Below are 20,106 nucleotides of genomic sequence, written 5' to 3'. Positions count from 1 at the left end.
CCGGCGGCCTGCGGCCGCCCGTCCTCACCGGCCTCGGGCCGCGCGCCGGTGACACCGCCCTGCGGCCCGGCGTCTGGCTGTCCGCCGCCCCCGCCCGGTCCGCCGCCGTCGGGGCCCGGGTCGGGGCCGGGATCATCGTTGCCCGAGAACTCCTCCAACGTCTCGTCGAGCTTGTCCTCGTCGAGCCCGGGGGCGTCGAAGGGCGAACGTCGTCTGCGATGCGGCAGCGCCAACAGCGCCGCCTGCCGCACGTCCTCGGCGAGCACGTCGGTCCGCCCGGCCCACGCCGCCAGCGCTGTCGCCGTCCGGGCCATCACGATGTCGGCCCGCATCCCGTCGACCTCGAAGGCCGAGCAAGTCGCCGCGATCTGCCGCAGCGCCCCGTCACCCAGCCGCACCGACGGCAGCAGCTCCCGCGCGGCGACGATCCGCTGCCGCACGGCGGCCTCCTCGCCGGCCCAGCGCGCGGCGAAGCCGGCCGGGTCGTCGTCGAAGGCGAGCCTGCGCCGCACGACCTCCACCCGCTGGTCGGGCTCCCGTGAGGCGGCCACCTCGACCGTGAGACCGAAGCGGTCCAGCAGTTGGGGACGCAGTTCGCCTTCTTCGGGGTTCATGGTCCCGACAAGCAGGAACCGTGCGGCGTGCCGCACGGAGACCCCCTCACGCTCGACGTAGGAGGCGCCCATCGCCGCCGCGTCCAGCAGCAGATCCACGAGGTGGTCGTGCAGGAGGTTGACCTCGTCGACGTACAGGATGCCGCGGTGCGCGTCGGCCAGCAGTCCCGGCTCGAACGCCTTCACGCCCTCGGCGAGAGCCCGTTCGATGTCCAGGGCGCCCACGAGCCGGTCCTCGGAGGCGCCGACGGGCAGCTCGACCATGCGCGCGGGCCGTCGCGTGCCCTCGGCCGCCCGGTGCGGCCCGTCCGGGCAGCCCGGGTCGGGCGCGGCGGGATCGCACGAGAAACGGCACCCGGAGACCACGTCGACCGTCGGCAGCAGCGCCGAGAGGGCACGAACGGCGGTGCTCTTCGCGGTGCCCTTCTCGCCACGCACCAGCACGCCACCTACCGCCGGGCTCACCGCGTTGAGCAGAAGTGCCAATCGGAGGTCGTCCTGGCCGACAAGCGCACTGAAGGGATAGGGCGTACTCACGCAGTGATCACTCCTTCGGGCGATGTACGACAGAACGATTCGAACGATTCGTGGCCAAGCCGAAGAACCGCCAAGGCTGAAGTCCGGGCTCCGCCAACGCGGGGATGGTCCGCCCATCGACGCTCCGGGACTGGACGAGGACAAGTGCTCCCCGCCGCCGAGGGGATTTCGAGGGAGATCACGCGTCCCCCTCCAGATCTCCCTCAAGTTCGAGGTAGGTCGCCCGGAGCCGGTCCAGGGTCTCCTGGTCCGGCTCCGCCCACAGCCCCCGGTCAGCCGCCTCCAGCAGCCGCTCGGTGATCCCGCGCAGTGCCCACGGGTTGGACTTCCTCATGAAGTCCCGGTTCTCCGGGTCGAAGACGTACTCCGTGCTGAGCCTCTCGTACATCCAGTCGTCGACCACACCCGCCGTGGCGTCGTACCCGAAGAGGTAGTCCACGGTCGCCGCCATCTCAAAAGCACCCTTGTACCCGTGCCGCCTCATGGCGCTCATCCACCGCGGGTTGACGACACGCGCGCGGAACACCCGGTGTGTCTCCTCGCCCAGCGTCCGAGTCTTCACCTGGTCCGGTACGGCGGAGTCGCCGACATACGCCTCCGGGCTCGCGCCCGTCAGGTGCCGCACCATGGCCACCATGCCGCCGTGGTACTGGAAGTAGTCGTCCGCGTCCGCGATGTCATGCTCTCTCGTGTCGACGTTCTTCGCCGCCACCGCGATCCGCCGGAACGCCGTCTCCATGTCGCCGCGCGCCGCCCGGCCGTCGAGTCCGCGCCCGTACGCGTAGCCGCCCCACACGGCGTACACCTCGGCGAGGTCGGCGTCGGACCTCCAGTTCCGCGCGTCGATCAGCGGCAGCAGTCCCGCGCCGTACGCGCCCGGCTTGGAGCCGAAGATGCGGGCGGTCGCGCGCCGCCGGTCGCCGTGGACGGCGGTGTCCTCGTCGGCGTGCGCCCGCACGAAGTTCCGCTCGGCGGGCTCGTCCAGCTCGGCGACCGCCCGTACGGCGTCGTCGAGGAGGCCCACGACGTGCGGGAACGCGTCGCGGAAGAAGCCCGAGATACGGACCGTGACGTCGATGCGAGGGCGGCCCAGCTCGGCGAGCGGCACGATCTCGAAGCCGGTCACCCGGCGCGAGGCGTCGTCCCACACCGGGCGGCAGCCGAGCAGCGCGAGGATCTCGGCGATGTCGTCGCCCTGGGTGCGCATGGCGGACGTGCCCCAGACGGTCAGGCCCACGGACCTGGGGTACTCGCCGGTGTCGCCGAGATGGCGGGCGACCAGCGAGTCCGCCAGCGACTGCCCGACCTCCCAGCTCAGCCGCGAGGGAATGGCCTTGGGGTCGACGGAGTAGAAGTTGCGGCCGGTCGGCAGGACGTTGACCAGACCCCGGGTGGGGGAGCCCGAGGGCCCGGCCGGGACGTAGCCGCCGTCGAGGGCCGTGAGGATGTGCCCGATCTCGTCGGTGGTCCGGGCCAGCCGGGGCACGACCTCGGCACACGCGAACTCCAGGACGGCCACCGCGTCCGGCGGATCCGTGCCGAGCACCTCCCGCACGAGGCCGGGCACGGCCCCGGCGTCCCAGGCCCGCGCCTCCATGCCCTCCGTGAGGCGGCGGCACAGCACCTCCAGGAGGTCGATCGCGTCCGCCGCGGTACGGGCGGGGCCTTCGACCAGGTCCGTCAGCTCGGCCGGCACCTTCACCGGGGCGCCGGGCCGTGCGAGCAGGTCCTTCTCCACCAGGCCGAACTGCCCGGCGAGCGACGCCCGCAGGCCCGGGAGCGCGTTCGCCCGGCCGCCCCACACCTGCGCGGCGCGCAGCACGGCGAGCACCAGGTTCACGCGCGGCCCGCCCACCGGGCCGCCGCCCAGCACGTGCAGTCCGTCACGGATCTGCACGTCCTTGATCTCGCACAGATAGCCGTCGATGTGCATGACGAACTCGTCGAACGCGTCCTCGTCCGGCTGCTCGTCCACGTGCAGGTCGTGGTGCAGCTCGGCGGCCTTGACGAGGGTCCAGATCTGGGCCCGTACGGCGGGCGCCTTCGCCGGGTCCAGGTCGGACACCAGCGCGTACTCGTCGAGCAGTTGCTCCAGTTTCGCCAGGTCGCCATAGGTGTCGGCGCGCGCCATCGGCGGTACGAGGTGGTCGACGACGGTGGCGTGCCCGCGCCGTTTGGCCTGGGTGCCCTCGCCGGGGTCGTTGACGATGAAGGGGTAGACCAGGGGCAGCTCGCCGAGGACGGCGTCCGGCGCGCAGCCCCGGCCGAGTCCGAGGCCCTTGCCCGGCAGCCACTCCAGGGTGCCGTGCTTGCCCATGTGCACCACGGCGTCGGCCCGGAACGTGTCCTCCAGCCAGCGGTACGCCGCCATGTAGTGGTGCGACGGCGGCATGTCGGGGTCGTGGTAGATCGCGATCGGGTTCTCGCCGAAGCCGCGCGGCGGCTGGATCATCACGACGACGTTCCCGAACCGCAGCGACGCCAGCACGATGTCGTCACCGTCGACGTACAGGCCGCCCGGCGGCTCGCCCCACGTCCGGGTCATCGCGTCCCGCAGCTCCGGGTCGAGAGCCTCGAACCACGCCCGGTAGTCGGCGAGGGGCACCCGCGCGGGCGCGGCGGCCAGCTGCTCCTCCGTCAGCCACTCCACGTCGTGGCCGCCGGCCTCGATGAGCCGGTGGATCAGCTCGTCGCCCTCCGCGGGGTGCCCCTCGACGGCGTACCCCGCGTCGCGCAGCGCGTCCAGGACCCGTACCGCCGACGCGGGCGTGTCCAGGCCGACCGCGTTGCCGACCCGCGAGTGCTTGGTCGGGTAGGCGGTGAAGACGAGCGCGATCCGCTTGTCGGCGTTCGCCGTGTGCCGCAGCCGCGCGTGCCGTACGGCGATCCCGGCGACCCGCGCCGCCCGCTCCGGGTCGGCCGCGTACACCGGTACGCCGTCCGGGCCCTGCTCCTTGAAGGAGAAGGGGACCGTGACGAGGCGGCCGTCGAACTCCGGGATCGCGACCTGCATGGCCGCGTCCATGGGGGAGAGGGCGGCGTCGGACTCCTCCCACGCGGCGCGGGAGGAGGTCAGGCACAGGCCCTGGAGCACCGGGACACCGAGGTCCGCGAGTGCCCCGACGTCCCAGGACTCCTCTCCGCCGCCCGCCGACGCCTGGGAGGCGTGCGTGCCGCCGGCGGCGAGGACGGTGGCCACCAGGGCGTCGGCCCCCGACAGCAGTGCGTACAGCCCCGGGTCGGCGCCGCGCAGCGAACCGCAGTACACCGGCAGGGCGTTGGCGCCCTTCGCCTCGATCGCGTCGCACAGCGCGTCCACGAAGGCTGTGTTGCCGCTCAGTTCATGGGCCCGGTAGAAGAGCACGCCGACGGTGGGCCGCCCCTCGACGTGCCCCCGCTCCCCATGGACCCCGTACTCGGGCATCGTGCGCGGCTCGACGAACCCCTCGCCGGTCAGCAGCACGGTGTCGGACAGGAACCGGGCCATTTCCGCGAGGTTGGCGGGGCCGCCCTCCACGAGGTAGCGCAGCGCCTCGGACACGACCCCCGCGGGCGCGGACGACTCGGCCATCAGCTCGGCGTCGGGCACGGACTCTCCGCCCAGCAGCACGGTCGGGACACCGGAGGCCCTCAGCCGGGCGAGCCCGTGATCCCAGGCTCGCTTGCCGCCCAGCAGACGTACGACGGCGATGTCCGCGCCCTCCAGGAGGGCGGGCAGCTCGGTGTCGACGTCCACCCGGACCGGGTTGCCGATCCGGTAGGGCGCGCCGGAGGCACGGGCCGCCAGCAGATCCGTGTCGGCGGTCGACAACAACAACACTGTGCTCATGCGGGCGCTCCCGGGGGAATGAAGGGCAGTCCTGGCGGCGCGCCCGACTCGATGAGCCGCCACAGCGCGTCCGTGTCCGCGTGCTGTTCGATCAGGTCGCCGAGCCGGTCGAGCTGCTCCTCGCGCAGCGCGGCGAACGACGTGTCGGGCGCGGGCACGAAGCGGCGGCCCGCGGCGGCCGCCACCTCGCGCAGGAACGCCCGCCGGAAACCGTCCGCCTCCAGGGAGCCGTGCCAGTGGGTGCCCCAGGTCTGACCGGCCCGGCAGCCGTCGAGGAAGGGATCGCCACCGGTGACCTCGGCGACCCCGTGGTGGATCTCGTACCCCTCGACGCGCTCGCCGAGGGCCTCGCCGGAGGGCCGGGTCAGGGTCTTCTCCCGCGCGAACCGGACCCGCACCGGCAGCACCCCCAGCCCGTCGACGTGTCCCCTGCGGCTCTCCACCTCGTCCTCGATGTGCTCGCCGAGGATCTGGAAGCCACCGCAGATGCCGAGGACCGGGCGTCCTTCCGCGGCCCTGCGCACCAGGGCGTCCGCCAGGCCGCGCTCGCGCAGCCACTCCAGGGCCCTGACGGTGCCGCGGGTGCCGGGGACGACGACGAGGTCGGCGTCGGCCAGCTCCTCGGGCCTGTCCACGAACCGGACCACCACGCCCGGCTCGGCGGCCAGCGCGTCCACGTCGGTGAAGTTGGACATGAGGGGGACGGCGCACACGGCGACCCGCAGCACGTCCTCGCCGACCGGCGCGGCGATCCGCGACTCGCGCACGGCACCCCGGAGGGACACCTGCAGCCCGTCCTCCTCGTCGATCCCGAGGCCGTGCCGGAACGGCAGCACGCCGTACGTCCGCCGTCCGGTGAGCCCGTGCAGCATGTCGAGCCCCGGCTCCAGCAGTGAGACGTCGCCGCGGAACTTGTTGACGAGGAATCCGGCGACGAGCTCCTGGTCCTCGCGCGAGAGCAGCGCGACCGTGCCGAAGAAGGAGGCGAAGACGCCACCGCGGTCGATGTCGCCGACGACGAGGACGGGGAGCCGGGCGTTGCGGGCGATCCCCATGTTCACGATGTCGGTGCGCCGCAGATTGATCTCGGCAGGACTGCCGGCCCCCTCGCAGATCACCGCGTCATAGGTGCCCCGCAACTCGGCGAGGCAGTCCAGGACGGTGCCGAGAAGCTGCCGTTGCCGCCCCCCGTGGTACCCGCGCGCGCTCAGCTCGCCGACCGGCCTGCCGAGCAGCACGACCTGGCTGCTTCGCTCGCCGCCCGGCTTGAGCAGTACGGGGTTCATCAGCGCGGTCGGCTCGATGCGGCACGCCTGGGCCTGCATGGCCTGCGCCCGCCCGATCTCGGCACCCTCGCGGGTGACGAAGGAGTTGAGGGACATGTTCTGCGCCTTGAAGGGCGCGACCTTCACTCCCTGCCGTACCAGCCAGCGGCAGATCCCGGCGGTGACGACGCTCTTGCCGGCGTCGGAGGTGGTGCCGGCGACGAGGAGTCCGCCGCTCATGACGTCCGTCCCTTCGAGAGAAGCCGTCGGGCCATGAGGCGCCCGGCGAGGGTGACGCCGAGCGCGAGCCCGCTCACCCGGCGGGAGAGCCGTACCGCCCGTTCGATGTCGTCCGTGCGCACCGCGCTCCCCGCCACGTTGAGGACGGGCCGGTGCTCGACACGGCCCCCGTACGACAGCGTTCCGCCCAGCCGTACGCCCAGGGCGCCCGCGAACGCGGCCTCCACCGGGCCCGCGTTGGGGCTCGGATGCCGCGCGGCGTCGGCACGCCAGGCGCGCACGGCGCCGCGCGGGTCGGGGCCGGAGGCCGCGGTGAGGAGGGCGGTCAGCCGCGCCCCCGGCCATCCGGCGAGGTCGTCGAGCCGGGCGGAGGACCACCCGAACCGCCGGTACCGGGGCGAGGTGTGACCCACCATGGCGTCGAGGGTGTTGACGGCACGGAAGCCGACGAGCCCGGGCACACCGGCGACGGCTCCCCACACCAGCGCGCCCACCACGGCGTCGGAGGTGTTCTCGGCGACGGACTCCACGACCGCCCGCGCGATCCCGTCGGCGTCGAGTGCCTGGGGGTCCCGTCCGCACAGATGGGGCAGCCGCGCACGGGCGGCCTCGATGTCCCCTGCCTCCAGGGAGTGCCCGACGGCCCGCGCCTCCCGCGCCAGGGACGTCCCCCCGACAACAGCCCAGGTGGCGGCGGCGGTCAGGGCCAGGGACGCGGCGCGCGAGGGGCGCGCGGCGGACGCGGCCAGCGCCGCGGTCGCCACGGCGCCCCCGGCGCACACGGCGGTGTGCAGCGCGCCCCACCCGCGGTGGTCCCGCCACAACACCCGCTCCACGACGCCCGCGGCCCGCCCGAACGCGGCGACCGGATGCCCTCGGCGCGGATCGCCGAGCAGGAGGTCACCGAGGAGGCCGGCGGCGGCGCCGTACGCGAAGACGCGATCGGCACCCATCGGTTCAGCCGACCGTGGGGTCGGGCAGGGGGCGGGTACGGAACCTCGATCGGCAGCCGCGCATGGCGATATGTCCTCACTCAGGGTGTCCACGCCCTGGTTCGATGAGACCGGCGGTGAGAGTTCCTGGCTCCCGGGACGTTCCTTCCCGGTGACAGTGGCGGGACCGCGCCGGACTTGCACCGGCTTCCTCTCCTGCCGCCGTGGTGGCCCCGGCAGTCCACCACGCCTCCGGAACACCCGTCAACTGGGTCTTGACCTGCGACGCTGCGGTGTGCTGAGCCCCACACCGCTGAAATATCGTCAGCCACCCGAATCGGCGCTTTCTGCGCTCTTTCCGCGCGGAGAAGCTGGGAAGACTAGGGACGGCACTACGAACGAATCGGTATGACCAACGCGGAGAGCGCCGACGAGCGGCATTGGGTGATTCGTTGCGGGGAGACGAACCTGGTGTGGCCGGGCCTCTGTTGCCTGTGGCAGCGGTGGGACACGGCGCTCGGGAGCGTCACGGTGAGGACGCTGTGTCGGTGCGCTGACTGGTGAGTGGAGGTCGGTGTGATCGGCAGGGACCCGACGGGGCGGGTGTGGCGCAAGAGCAGTCACTCGGGAGGGGACAACAACGACTGTGTCGAAGTGACCGTGGAGACAGCGCACGTGCTCGTGCGTGACTCGAAACGGCGGGCCGGGCCGGTGCTCGTCTTTCGCCGTTCCGCGTGGTGTGGTTTGCTGGCTGGACTTGAGAACCCGGCGGCCGACGGTTTCTGAAGGGGCCGTCCAGAGGGCGGGAGGGGACCCGTATGGCAGACAGGGCCAGGGATGTCTCGGCACGCGCGGGCGGTCCCCGCACTCCGCGCCCGTCCTTGTCGGCGGCGGCCCCGCTGGCACTCTTCTCCCTGACCACGGGGGTGTTCGCGGTGGGCGTCGGAGCGCTCGCCGCGCTGCTCGTACCGGGATCCACGGCGCGGGCCCTGGTCTGGCTCGTGGTGACGATCGTCGCGGCCGCCAGCGCCGGCCTGTGGTGGGGCCTCACCCCCGTCACGGAGCGTCTCCGCGTTCTCGACCGGGCTGTGGCGACGGTTCGTCCGCGGGGCTCGGGGACCCGCTGAGCCCGGGGGCGCGCGGCGCCGACGAGCGGCCGCGCAGCGACCGGCCGACGCAGGCCGCGAGCGCGGTGACGGCGGCCGCGCCGAGCACCCCCACCACCGTCGTGGTCAGGGGGGTCAGAGCGTCCAGCGCGAGGCTGGGCGCCACCCGGGCGGACACGGCGATGCCGAACAGCAGGACGCTGCCGCACGCCGTGCCCAGCAGCAGACGGCCGCCCGGGAGCCGTGTGCCGTCCTCGCCGCCCGTGTGCTCCGCCTCATGGAGCGCGGGGGCGCCCTCGTGCGGCCCGGCGGGCCGCGGCGGGACGCCCGGCGGCCTGCCCGTCGCGACGAAGCGGAGCGTGCGCAGCCGCCTGTACCAGTCAGCGATCCCCAAGGCCGCCATGGCCCCTCCCCGTTGTCCGCCCGGGCCGTTCTTCCCGGGCTTCAGCTGTTGTCGAGACTCTCCTTGACCGCGTCGATCAGCTCGATCATCCGGTCACCGTCGTACGCCTTGTTGCTGATGTCCTCGAAGCACTCCTGGTAGCGGGACGTGAGGTCGAGGTCGTCCCGGTTCGCCACGCTGCCGGTGGCGCCCTCCAGATAGAGCAGGTCGTCGTCGTCCTTGAAGCCGAGCAGGGTGAAGGACCCGCCCATGCTGTAGTGGGCGCCCGCCGTGAACGGCAGCAGGCGCATGGTGACCCTGGGGTGCCGGGACATCGTCTTGAGGTGTTCCAGCTGACGTCGCATCACCCCCGGTCCGCCGATGACCCTCCGCACGACCGCCTCGTCCAGCACGATGCTCACGTCGGGCCCCTGCTCGCCGTCGAAGATCCGCTCCTGCCGGGTGGTGCGCAGCTCCGCCGAGCGCCGGGCCACTTCGGCGGTCTCGCGGGGTTCCAGCTGGGCCATCGTGTAGTCCTCGATCTGGAACAGCGAGTAGACGACCGACGGGTGGTAGAAGCGGATCGAGGTCGCGGCGCTCTCGTAGCCCAGGTACTGGGCGAACTGCGGCCGCACCATGTCGCTGTACGGCGCCCACCAGGACGGCCCCTTCGAGCCGCGGGCCGCCTCCTCCAGCTCGCCCACCAGCCCGGGGTCCGTCACCCGGTACAGCTGGAGCAGGGCGCGCAGGTCCGTGACGCTGAGGCTGACCGTGCCGGCTTCCAGCCGGATCAGTTTCGACAGTGACCACTCCAGCGCGTCGGCCGCCTCCCGCTGGGTGAGACCGGCTTCCTCCCGCGCCTTGCGCAACTCGATACGGAGCCTGCGTCGGTTCAGGCTCGGATCGATGTCCCTGGCCATGTCGCTCCCTGCTACACGTCGTCTTCGGCTGGTCGGGCGGCCAACGTCGGGCAGCAACTCATCCATTAGAGTAGGTGAGTTGGGCGTAGGCGGCCAGAGTCATGCCGCTTCGCCACCTGTCTTTTCGACGTGGTCGTATGCGGGGTAGACCGTAGCAAATCGGCATATATCTAACAAAGATCAGCCCCCGCAGTGATCGTCACTGCGGGGGCTTGGCCGTGCGCGCCCGAGCGTGCGGACGAGCTGCGGGGGTTACTTGGCCACGATCAGATAGATCCCGTACGACACCGCCGCCGCGCACGCCGCGAAGCAGACGTACGCGCCGGTGGCCGCCAGGGCGGCCGTGCCGCCACGCGCCGTCTCCTTCTTCGTGAGGCCGACGACGCCCAGGGTGAACAGGCCCACCAGGGCCACGGTGACGATGAGGCTGACGCCGAAGACGGAGCCGAGGGCTGCCCAGTCGATCTTCATGGGGGTGTACTCCCTTATACCGTCGCGGGGCGGGTCGGCTCCGCGGAGGGGCCGTCCGGGGCCTGGAGGGTGGTCTTCGGGTCGGCGCCGTCCGTCGCGGCGCTTTCCGCCGCGGTGTCGTCCGTCGTGACCGGGCTCGCCGGCGGCGGGATCACCGCGGCGATCGCGGTCGTGACGACGCCCGAGGGCTCCGTCTCGACGTCGTTGACGTTGTGGACCGTGACCGGCTTGCGGCGGGAGCGGGCCCAGATGACACCGGCGCCGGCGACCAGCAGCACTCCCGTGGCGGCCGTGCCCCAGGAGCCCTGCTTGGTGAGGACTTCGGCGGCGCCGCCGACCAGGCCGGCGGCCGGAAGGGTCAGGACCCAGGCGACGAGCATCCTGGTCGCGGTCGACCAGCGCACCGCGGCGCCCTTGCGGCCGAGGCCGGAACCCATGACGGCGCCGGAGACGACCTGGGTGGTGGAGAGCGAGAAGCCGAGGTGGGAGGAGGCGAGGATCGCGGTCGCGGCGCTGGTCTGGGCGGCGAAGCCCTGCTGTGGGGCCAGGTCCGTCAGGCCCTTGCCCATCGTGCGGATGATGCGCCAGCCGCCGAGGTAGGTGCCGAGCGCGATGGCCGTACCGGCCGAGACGATGACCCAGGTGGGAGGGTTCGAGCCGGGGGCGACGACGTCACCGGTGACGAGTGCCAGCGTGATGACGCCCATCGTCTTCTGTGCGTCGTTGGTGCCGTGCGCCAGGGAGACCAGACCGGCCGAGGCTATCTGCCCGGCGCGGTAGCCCTTCGCGCTCGCCTTCTCGTCGGCGTGGTGGCTGAAGGTGTACGACAGGCGCGTCGCCAGCATCGAGGCGAGGCCCGCCACGATCGGCGCGGCGACCGCGGGGATCAGGACCTTGGTGACGATCGTCGAGCCGTTCACCGCGGACCAGCCGGCGGAGGTGACGGCGGCGCCGATCAGGCCGCCGAAGAGGGCGTGGGAGGAGCTCGACGGCAGGCCGAGGAGCCAGGTCAGCAGGTTCCAGAGGATCGCGCCCACCAGGGCCGCGAAGATCACTTCGACGCGTATGCCCTGTTCGTTGATGATGCCGCCGGAGATCGTCTTGGCGACCTCCACCGAGAGGAAGGCGCCGACGAGGTTCAGCACGGCGGACATGGCCACCGCCGTCTTGGGCTTGAGGGCACCGGTCGAGATGGTCGTGGCCATCGCGTTGGCCGTGTCGTGGAAACCGTTCGTGAAATCGAACACGAGAGCGGTGACGATCACGATTCCGAGGAGGAGCGTGATGTGTTCCATTTACCCGGGCTTCTCTGGGACGTCAGTGGCGCGTGGACCGTACGTAACCTGGATGAACAGAAGATGAACGAAGGCGGGCCGGGAGGTGTACCGATCGGGGTGTGGCGGCTCCGCTTGGGGTGGGGCGGCGGCGGTGGCGCTCTCGAACGAAGGCGGAATTCCACCCTCCGGAAGCCTTCGGGTCCGCTCGGTCCCGTCACCGGGCTGTACGCGGCGTCTGGCAGGATCGCGTCATGGCTGAGCAGCGAGACGACGCACGGGACGCACGGGCCGTACCGGAGGACGCGGCGGGCGGCCGGGGGTGGGGCGGGACGGATACCGCGGACGAGGTGGCGCGGGCGTGGGACGAACTCGTCGCGACGGCCCGCCGCACCGTCGCCGACGGGCTGGTCGTCGGCACGTCGGGCAACGTCTCCGTCCGCGTCGGAGACATCGTGCTGGTCACACCCACGGGCGTGCCGTACGAGCGGCTGACGCCGGGCGACGCGGTCGGTGTCGGCCTCGACGGCGGGCAGGTGCTCGGCTCGCTGCGTCCGACGAGCGAGTTGCCGATGCACCTGGCCGTCTACCGCACCACCGGGGCGCGTGCCGTCGTCCACACGCACGCCGTGCACGCGACGGCGGTCTCCACCCTGGTCCCGGAGCTGCCGCTGATCCACTACATGGCCGCCGCCCTCGGCGGACCGGTCCGGGTCGCCCCGTACGCGACCTACGGCACGCCCGAGTTGGCCGAGAACACCCTCCGGGCCCTGAGGGGCCGCAGCGCCTGTCTCCTGGAGAACCACGGCACGCTCGCCCACGGGTCGTCGCTGACCCAGGCCTACGACCGCACCGCCCAACTGGAGTGGATGTGCCGCGTCTGGCTGGCGGCGTCCTCCGTACCCGGCCTCACACCGGCACTGCTCACCCGGGAGCAGGTGGCGGAGGTGGGGGAGCGGCTGCGGGGATACGGGCAGCCGTAAGGGCCGGGGCGGCGACGGCCGTGCCCGGACGCGCCCGGCGGGGTCACCCGCGCCGTCCTCCCACTGGCCGGGGGCGGGCTCCACCGCGAGACTGGACGGGTGCGCACTGTCACAGCGGCGACCGCAGCCGCCACCGCAGCCATCGTCGCAGCAGCCGCGGCCGGCCTCGTCGTGGGCCGCATGGCCAGCAACGCGGCGCTCAAGGCGCCGCCGGGCCGCCCGCTGCCCACCGAGCCCCGCCTCACCGTGCACTCCACGGCGGCCGGCCGGATCACCCTCACCCGGGACCTGGCCTCCCAGCGCCCCGGCGTCTACGGCCTGTCCGCCAACGGCTCGCACGCGGTCGTCGGCCCGGTCCTGCACACCGCCCCGCACTCCGCCGACACCGTCGTACGCCGCCTGGAACGCGTCACCCGGGGCACGATGGAACCCGGCGGCCGGGCCTGGCTCACCCCCGCCGTGCACATCGGCGACCCGGCCACCGCCCTCGGCCTCCGCCACACCGATGTCGACGTGCCCGGCGAACTCGGGACCCTGCCCGCCTGGTTCGTACCCGGCGCCCGCGACACGTGGGTGATCACCGTGCACGGCCTGGGCGCCACCCGGGAACATCCCATGAACGTCATGGAGTTCCTCAGCCGCCACCGCTTCCCGGTCCTCGACCCCGCCTACCGCGGCGACCCCGGGGCACCGCGGCCCCCGGACGGCCTGAACCACCTCGGCGAGACCGAGTGGCACGACGTGGACGCCGCCATCCGCTACGCCGTGGTCCACGGCGCCGAGCGCGTCGTCCTGCACGGCTGGTCCACCGGCGCCACCATGGCGCTGCGCGCCGCCGCGTACTCCTCGCTGCGCGAGCGGATCTCCGGGCTCGTCCTGGACTCGCCCGTGCTCAGCTGGGAGACCACGCTGCGCGCCCTGGCCGTGGCCCGCCGCACCCCCGGCGCCCTGCTGCCGCTGGCGGTGCGCGCCGCCCAGGGCCGTGCCGGTCTGCACCTCGACCGGGTACGGGAGACCGTCGCCACGGACCGCCTCTCGCTGCCCGTCCTGATCTTCCACGGCCCCGACGACGCGGTCGCCCCCTGGGGACCCTCGCGCCGACTCGCGCAGCGCCGCCCGGACCTCGTCACCCTTCATACCGTGCAGGGCGCCCCGCACGGAGCGATGTGGAACGCGGACCCCGCCGCCTACGAAGAGGCCATGCGGCGCTTCCTGACCCCGCTCATGTGAGGCGCGGGCCGGCCCGCCGCCCAGCCGCCGCACCCCGGATCGCAACCCCGTGCAGCCTTCCGCTTATCCCGCCGGACAAGCCCTCGCGCCTGCCGCGATCCCTCTCGGAACCCCTCCCTTGGCCGGCCCTGTCGTCCGTCGTGACATTCCGTTTGGGTTTTCGGACCGTCAACCGGAAGACTGCACCCGTGACGTCCCGTAACCCGCGCGACTCCAGGCTCCGACTCGTCCGCCCGCGGCCCCTGGCCGACGCTCCCCGAGCGGTGACCCAGCGCCGCTCGCGCCGCCCCGCCCCCCGGCCGCCCGAGGGCACACCCCCGCCCGCGGAACTGGCCGCCATGGCCCGCGCCCGACTGGCCGACGCGGCCCGTCTCGCCCGCTGGGCCGACACCGCGCTCCGGCCCGGACGTGACGGCGCGGCCCCCGACGGCAAGGGCACCCTCTCCGACACCACCGCCGAACGGGCGGCCGGTGAACTCGGCCTGACCGTCGCTCAGGTCCGCGCCGACTGGGACACCGCCCGCCTGGCCGGCCTCGTCGAGGTGCACGGCGACAGCGCCCGCCCCGGCTGGCGGCTGCGCGCCTGGAACCGCGACGACTCCGCCGTGCTGCGCGGCTGGGTCGCCCTCTTCGACGCCTGGTCGCTCGCCTGTCCCGAGCCCGCGGACCATGAGCACGCCGCAGTGGCCGAGGTCGTCTCGGCCATGCCTCAAGTGCTCTCCTTCCTGCAGTTGTCCGCGGGGCCCGTCCCGGTCGAGCAGCTCCTCGACCTCCTGGAGCAGCGGGTCACCGAACTGCGCACCGAACGCTGCGAGATCCCCCTCGCCCCGGCCGTCGCCGACGGCCCCCACGACGAGGCGCCCCCTGCCGCCTTCACGGGCGCCGCTGTCACCGATGCCGCCCCCACCGATGGCGGCCCCGTGTCGAGGCCGGACCAGGGCCCCGCAGAGGACACGCCCCTCGCCCCTCTGCTCGACTGGGCCCTGCGCGCGCTGGCCTCCGTGGGCGCCCTCGTCTACGGGGACGGACAGGCCACCCTGACCCCGCTCGGCAGCTGGGCGGTCTGGGTCAAGCTGGAGCAGATCTGCGTCGCCGCGCAGAGTCCCGCCGGGAACATCGAGCAGAACGCGGAGGACATGCTCCGCGGCTGCGCCCGGCTCCGCCCGAACGCGGCCCGCGCCGAGTACCGCGCCTGGCTCGCCGCCCGCACCGTCGGCAGCGCCGTGACCGAACTCCTGGACGCCGCCCGCGGCGAGGACGCCCTCCTGCGCGGCCTGGCCTTCGAGGCGCTGCGGGTGGTCGGGGCCCCCGCCGAGCCCGATGTGCGCGCCGCCGCGAAGGAGACCCCGCTGCGCCCCTACGCCCTGCTCTGGCTCGCCGAGCACGACGGCGCAGACCCGGAGGACGCCCACGAGGTGCTGACCCGGGAAGAGGCCACGTGGCTGTGGGTCGACACCGCCGCGGCCGTCGCCGACCACGGCGAGGCCCCGCTCCTCGTGCGCCATCTGGAGTCGGCGGTGCAGCCCACCGTGCCCGCGCTCCTGGACGAGGTGCGGGGCGTCGGGCACCCCCGCACCGTGCAGGTGCTGGTCGCGCTCGCCGCCGCCCACCCGGACCCCGCGCTCGCCAAGGCCGTGCGCCGCGCCGCCTTCCAGGTCCACACCGGCGGAAGCTGACCGCCCGTCAGACGGCTGTGTCCGGGGCGTAGGTACCGAAGTTCCAGATGTTGCCCTCGGCGTCACGGGCCATGTAGTCCCGCGAGCCGTACTCCTGGTCCGTCGGGGGCATCAGGATGTCCGCGCCGTGCTCCACGGCACGCCGGTGGTGCGCGTCGACATCGTCCACGGCGACGTACACCCCGCACGGGCCCGCGCCCTTCATGGCCTCGTCGAAGGCACCGCCCCGGCCCTTGGAACCGAGCATCACCGCGCCGTTGCCCTGCACCAGCTCGGCGTGCAGCACCGAGCCGTTCTCGTCCTCGTACACCGACAGCTCCGTGAAGCCGAACGCCTCCGTGAGCTGCTTGAGCGCCGCCTTCGCGTCGGTGTACAGCAGCGTCGGGCAGATGCTCGGACGCCTCCCGTCCATGCCCGCCATCGTGATCACTCCTCTCTGGTGTCCCTGCCGCAATCACGGCCTGCGCCCAGTCTCGCACCGGCCACTGACAGTGACCCCGAGCCGGTCGCGGGGCGGGGCGGGGAGCATCACGGCGCCGAACGTCCGCACCGGCGAAAAGCGCTTGCGCCGCCCCGTTAGACTGGGGTCCATGGCCTTTCTCCTCGCGCATTAGACGGCGGGAACGTCCTCAGCCGCCCATCCCGCCACCCTCCCGCCCTGGAGTCTGTCCGTGATCTCCGCATCCGGTATCGAGCTGCGCGCCGGTGCGCGCATCCTCATCGAGAACGCCACCTTCCGCGTCGCCAAGGGCGACCGCATCGGCCTGGTCGGCCGCAACGGCGCCGGCAAGACCACCCTCACCAAGGTCCTCGCGGGCGAGGGCATCCCCGCCGGGGGCACCGTCACCCGCTCCGGCGAGGTGGGGTACCTCCCGCAGGACCCCCGCACCGGTGACCTGGACGTGCTCGCCCGCGACCGCGTCCTCTCCGCGCGCGGCCTCGACGTGCTGATCCGCAAGATGCGCGAGAACGAGCAGCGCATCGCCACCGGCCAGGGCGCCACCCGCGAGAAGGCCCTCAAGCAGTACGAGCGCCAGGAGACCGAGTTCCTCACCAAGGGCGGGTACGCCGCCGAGGCTGAGGCCGCCACCATCGCCGCCGCCCTCAACCTGCCCGACCGGGTGCTCGGCCAGCCGCTGCACACGCTCTCCGGCGGTCAGCGCCGCCGCATCGAACTGGCCCGCATCCTGTTCTCCGACGCGGACACCCTGCTGCTCGACGAGCCGACGAACCACCTCGACGCCGATTCGATCACCTGGCTGCGCGACTACCTGAAGACCTACCGCGGTGGCTTCATCGTCATCTCCCACGACGTCGACCTGGTCGACACGGTCGTCAACAAGGTGTTCTACCTGGACGCCAACCGCGCCACGATCGACATCTACAACATGAGCTGGAAGCTCTACCAGCAGCAGCGCGAGGCCGACGAGAAGCGCCGCAAGCGCGAGCGCGCCAACACCGAGAAGAAGGCGGCCGCGCTCAACGCGCAGGCCGACAAGATGCGCGCCAAGGCCACCAAGACGGTCGCCGCGCAGAACATGGCCCGCCGCGCCGAGAAACTGCTGGCCGGCCTGGAGGAGGCGCGCCGGTCCGACAAGGTGGCCAGGCTCCGCTTCCCGGAGCCCGCGCCCTGCGGCAAGACCCCGCTGATGGCCGAGGGCCTGTCGAAGTCGTACGGCTCGCTGGAGATCTTCACCGACGTCGACCTGGCCATCGACAGGGGATCGAGGGTCGTCATCCTCGGCCTCAACGGCGCCGGCAAGACCACTTTGCTGCGGCTCCTCGCGGGGGTCGAGCAGCCGGACACGGGCGCCGTCGTCCCCGGGCACGGTCTCAAGGTCGGCTACTACGCCCAGGAGCACGAGACCCTCGACCCGGACCGCACGGTTCTGGAGAACATGCGCTCCGCCGCGCCCGACATGGACCTCGTCGAGGTCCGCAAGGTGCTCGGGTCCTTCCTGTTCTCCGGTGACGACGTCGACAAGCCCGCCGGTGTCCTCTCCGGCGGCGAGAAGACCCGTCTCGCCCTCGCCACCCTCGTCGTCTCCTCCGCGAACGTGCTGCTCCTCGACGAGCCGACGAACAACCTCGACCCGGCCAGCCGTGAGGAGATCCTCGGTGCCCTGCGCACCTACACGGGCGCGGTCGTCCTGGTCACGCACGACGAGGGCGCGGTCGAGGCGCTCCAGCCGGAGCGCATCATCCTGCTGCCCGACGGCGTCGAGGACCTGTGGGGCGCCGACTACCAGGACCTCGTGGCCCTCGCCTGAGCCCGGCCGCGGCGCCGGAGGCGGTCAGCGCCGTTTGACCGAATGGTTGATCCCCGCGTATGGATCATTCGGCCGACGCGTGATCCATCATCTGTGTGAGATCTCCTCGTACCCGGGTGTGTCCTGCACCGAATCGGCGGCCGGACCCCGTCGTCCCGGGGCTTTGCCCGCCGCGCGCCGCTGACCTGGCGCTTCCCGGATGAACCTGTTCGGGCGTACCGATGCCACCAGGCGGAATTCAAGATTCCGCTTGTGGGGATGCACTCCTGTCGTCACAACCATGTCTCACGGACCTTGCCGAATGGGTGGCCATCACGCCTTCGAGGGGTGATCATGAGGAGACCAGAGCGCACTTCCCATGAGGAGGCACGGGTGGCCGAGACTCTGAAGAAGGGCAGCCGGGTGACCGGCGCCGCGCGCGACAAGCTCGCGGCAGACCTGAAGAAGAAGTACGACTCCGGTGCGAGCATCCGGGCGCTGGCCGAGGAGACCGGCCGCTCGTATGGCTTCGTTCACCGGATGCTCAGCGAGTCGGGCGTCACGCTCCGAGGGCGTGGCGGGGCGACTCGGGGCAAGAAGGCCCCGTCGGCCTGACGCCGGGCGCCCCATCGGCTTCGGTGGTGGCCATCCGGCCGGTCGGTCCCCCAGTGCCTCAAGGGGCCTGGGGGGTGCCCCCATCCGGCCGGGTGGTTACTGTGCAGTCACTTATGGATGCCGTTGCATGGCATCCTCTCCTGACCGCACCCATCGGAGGCGCCCCATGGCTTCGCTCGACCCAGTACTCGACAAGGACGGCGTACGGCTCACCGTCGACGAGGCGATCGCCACGGTGACGTTGACCAACCCGGCCAAGCGGAACGTCCAGAGCCCCGCTCTGTGGCGCACACTCACGGAGGCCGGGCGCGCGCTGCCCGGTTCCGTTCGCGTGGTCGTGCTGCGTGCCGAGGGCAAGTCGTTCTCTGCCGGGCTCGACCGGCAGATGTTCACCCCCGAGGGAATCGAGGGCGAACCGACCTTCGTCGACCTCGCGCGCAGCAGCGACGCCGAACTGGACGCGACCATCGCCGAGTACCAGGAGGCGTTCACCTGGTGGAGGCGCAACGACATCGTGTCCATCGCCGCCGTGCAGGGCCACGCGGTCGGCGCGGGCTTCCAGCTCGCCCTCGCCTGTGACCTGCGCGTCGTCGCGGACGACGTGCAGTTCGCCATGCGCGAGACCGGTCTGGGCCTCGTACCGGACCTCACGGGCACGCATCCGCTGGTGGACCTGGTCGGCTACGCCCGTGCGCTGGAGATCTGCGCGACGGGCCGCTTCGTGGCGGCCGAGGAGGCCGTGGCCACGGGGCTCGCGAACCTCGCCGTGGCCCGTGAGCAGCTCGACGACGCCGTACGGGACCTGGCCTCCGCGCTGCTCGCGGCGCCCCGGGACGCGGTGGTCGAGACCAAGGCACTGCTGCGTGGGGCGCAGGGACGGTCCTACGAGGACCAGCGGGCCGCGGAGCGGGCCGCCCAGGCGCGCCGGCTGCGTGATCTGGCCGGGGTCGGCGACTAGGGTTCGACGGCCGTCACAGCACGGCGGCCGACGGGGGCCCGGCAGGGTCCCGCGTCATCCCGGCCCGTACAACCCGGGACCAGGTCCCGTGCTCGCCGGCACCCGCCGCGACCGACGGTCCACCCGGACAGGGCGGCGCGGCAGGGCCGTGCCGCCATGCCGTTCCTCGCGCCCACCGCCCGGCTCGTGCCGCCAGGACGGCAACCGGATGCCACGCCCGGCACCGGTCCGGTCCGTCGGCGGGTCCCGTCCGCCGCGGGCCGGGACCCGCCGCCGCGGTCGGCTTTCCGTCCCCCGCGGGTCCCTCCCGCGACGGTCAGGCCGAGCCGCTGCGTCGCCGCCGTCGCTGGTGCCCCGGCAGGCGACGTTCGCCCCGTCGCGACGCCGGCACGCTCCCCCGGGCTCTTCGAGCAGGGGGCACCCCCACTCGCCGCACCGGCTGAAAACCCGAGTGCGTCCGGTACGAGGACTTCCGGCCGGCACGCCCAGAGCACGCTCCCCCACTCCCGGCTCCGCTCGCGCGGGCGGTGCCCTCACGACGCCGCTCCCCGACGGGCAGACGTCACCTGCCGGGGCACCAGGACCACGCGCAGACGGGCCGCGTCGCCGGGAGCGGTCCGGCGCCCCGAACGGGGGATCCGCCACCACCGCGAGGCCGGCACTGATCCGCGGCGCACTCGGCGGGACGGCACCGTCGGCGGGGGTGTCTCAACCGCCCGCGGGCGGTTGCGCGCGGTGGCCGGGCCACCCACGGCGAGCGCTCCGCCGTTTCTCCGGCCTGTCGCATGCCGGGCGCAGCACGGTGGAACCCCCTTACTGTGGGTG

The 20,106-nt window shown here is 72.9% G+C and carries 16 protein-coding genes and 1 riboswitch; of the genes, 7 read left to right on the top strand and 9 right to left on the bottom strand.

Annotated features, from left to right (window positions below; all coding sequences use genetic code 11):
• The 4 genes from ACFSL4_RS16540 to ACFSL4_RS16525 form a co-directional block, all read right to left on the bottom strand.
• Positions 1-1,151 (bottom strand): magnesium chelatase ATPase subunit I (locus ACFSL4_RS16540; protein ID WP_381083196.1); only part of this gene is annotated, 1,151 nt, incomplete at its 3' end.
• A gap of 178 nt (positions 1,152-1,329) precedes the next feature.
• Entirely contained in the window at positions 1,330-4,980 is a 3,651-nt protein-coding gene (cobN, locus tag ACFSL4_RS16535) for a cobaltochelatase subunit CobN (RefSeq protein ID WP_381083194.1), read from the bottom strand.
• Entirely contained in the window at positions 4,977-6,485 is a 1,509-nt protein-coding gene (locus ACFSL4_RS16530; RefSeq protein WP_381083192.1) for a cobyric acid synthase, read from the bottom strand. The genes cobN and ACFSL4_RS16530 overlap by 4 nt, the downstream gene beginning before the upstream one ends.
• Positions 6,482-7,438 (bottom strand): cobalamin biosynthesis protein, encoded by a 957-nt coding sequence (locus ACFSL4_RS16525; protein WP_381083190.1) that lies wholly within the window; start codon positions 7,436-7,438, stop codon positions 6,482-6,484. Before ACFSL4_RS16525 ends, ACFSL4_RS16530 begins: the two co-directional genes overlap by 4 nt.
• 101 nt (positions 7,439-7,539) lie before the next feature.
• A riboswitch (cobalamin riboswitch) is annotated at positions 7,540-7,678 on the bottom strand.
• 303 nt (positions 7,679-7,981) lie between these two features.
• On the opposite strand from ACFSL4_RS16525, the gene ACFSL4_RS16520 reads away from it, so the two are divergent.
• Positions 7,982-8,203 (top strand): DUF397 domain-containing protein, encoded by a 222-nt coding sequence (locus tag ACFSL4_RS16520; protein ID WP_381083188.1) that lies wholly within the window; start codon positions 7,982-7,984, stop codon positions 8,201-8,203.
• Between the two features lie 270 nt (positions 8,204-8,473).
• Here ACFSL4_RS16520 and ACFSL4_RS16515 read toward each other — a convergent pair whose 3' ends face one another.
• From ACFSL4_RS16515 to ACFSL4_RS16500, 4 genes are all read right to left on the bottom strand, one after another.
• Entirely contained in the window at positions 8,474-8,926 is a 453-nt protein-coding gene (locus tag ACFSL4_RS16515) for a hypothetical protein (RefSeq protein ID WP_381083186.1), read from the bottom strand.
• A gap of 41 nt (positions 8,927-8,967) precedes the next feature.
• Positions 8,968-9,825 (bottom strand): helix-turn-helix domain-containing protein, encoded by an 858-nt coding sequence (locus ACFSL4_RS16510; protein WP_381083184.1) that lies wholly within the window; start codon positions 9,823-9,825, stop codon positions 8,968-8,970.
• Positions 9,826-10,077: 252 nt separating this feature from the next.
• A complete protein-coding gene (locus tag ACFSL4_RS16505) occupies positions 10,078-10,296 on the bottom strand; it encodes a hypothetical protein (RefSeq protein WP_381083182.1) in 219 nt (72 codons plus the stop codon).
• A 14-nt stretch (positions 10,297-10,310) separates the two neighbouring features.
• Entirely contained in the window at positions 10,311-11,591 is a 1,281-nt protein-coding gene (locus ACFSL4_RS16500) for an inorganic phosphate transporter (protein ID WP_381083180.1), read from the bottom strand.
• A gap of 233 nt (positions 11,592-11,824) precedes the next feature.
• On the opposite strand from ACFSL4_RS16500, the gene ACFSL4_RS16495 reads away from it, so the two are divergent.
• The 3 genes from ACFSL4_RS16495 to ACFSL4_RS16485 all read left to right on the top strand — a co-directional run bounded on the left by ACFSL4_RS16495 (position 11,825) and on the right by ACFSL4_RS16485 (position 15,459).
• A complete protein-coding gene (locus tag ACFSL4_RS16495) occupies positions 11,825-12,553 on the top strand; it encodes a class II aldolase/adducin family protein (protein ID WP_381083178.1) in 729 nt (242 codons plus the stop codon).
• A gap of 99 nt (positions 12,554-12,652) precedes the next feature.
• Positions 12,653-13,783, top strand: coding sequence for an alpha/beta hydrolase (locus tag ACFSL4_RS16490; protein WP_381083176.1), 1,131 nt, complete (start codon positions 12,653-12,655; stop codon positions 13,781-13,783).
• A gap of 188 nt (positions 13,784-13,971) precedes the next feature.
• The gene (locus ACFSL4_RS16485; RefSeq protein WP_381083174.1) at positions 13,972-15,459 is read left to right on the top strand and encodes a hypothetical protein; all 1,488 of its coding nucleotides are present in this window, start codon (positions 13,972-13,974) and stop codon (positions 15,457-15,459) included.
• A gap of 7 nt (positions 15,460-15,466) precedes the next feature.
• Here ACFSL4_RS16485 and ACFSL4_RS16480 read toward each other — a convergent pair whose 3' ends face one another.
• The gene (locus ACFSL4_RS16480) at positions 15,467-15,880 is read right to left on the bottom strand and encodes a VOC family protein (RefSeq protein ID WP_381083172.1); all 414 of its coding nucleotides are present in this window, start codon (positions 15,878-15,880) and stop codon (positions 15,467-15,469) included.
• A gap of 250 nt (positions 15,881-16,130) precedes the next feature.
• On the opposite strand from ACFSL4_RS16480, the gene abc-f reads away from it, so the two are divergent.
• The 3 genes from abc-f (at position 16,131) to ACFSL4_RS16465 (ending at position 19,281) form a co-directional block, all read left to right on the top strand.
• Positions 16,131-17,729, top strand: coding sequence for a ribosomal protection-like ABC-F family protein (gene abc-f, locus ACFSL4_RS16475; RefSeq protein WP_381083170.1), 1,599 nt, complete (start codon positions 16,131-16,133; stop codon positions 17,727-17,729).
• Between the two features lie 372 nt (positions 17,730-18,101).
• A complete protein-coding gene (locus ACFSL4_RS16470; RefSeq protein ID WP_043439149.1) occupies positions 18,102-18,323 on the top strand; it encodes a helix-turn-helix domain-containing protein in 222 nt (73 codons plus the stop codon).
• Between the two features lie 166 nt (positions 18,324-18,489).
• Positions 18,490-19,281, top strand: coding sequence for an enoyl-CoA hydratase/isomerase family protein (locus ACFSL4_RS16465; protein ID WP_381083167.1), 792 nt, complete (start codon positions 18,490-18,492; stop codon positions 19,279-19,281).
• Positions 19,282-20,106: the final 825 nt, after the last annotated feature.

Origin of the sequence: Streptomyces caeni, assembly GCF_042678285.1 — a bacterium.
GTDB classification, from domain to species: Bacteria; Actinomycetota; Actinomycetes; order Streptomycetales; family Streptomycetaceae; genus Streptomyces; species Streptomyces caeni.
This window is presented reverse-complemented; position numbering and strand designations above follow the sequence as displayed.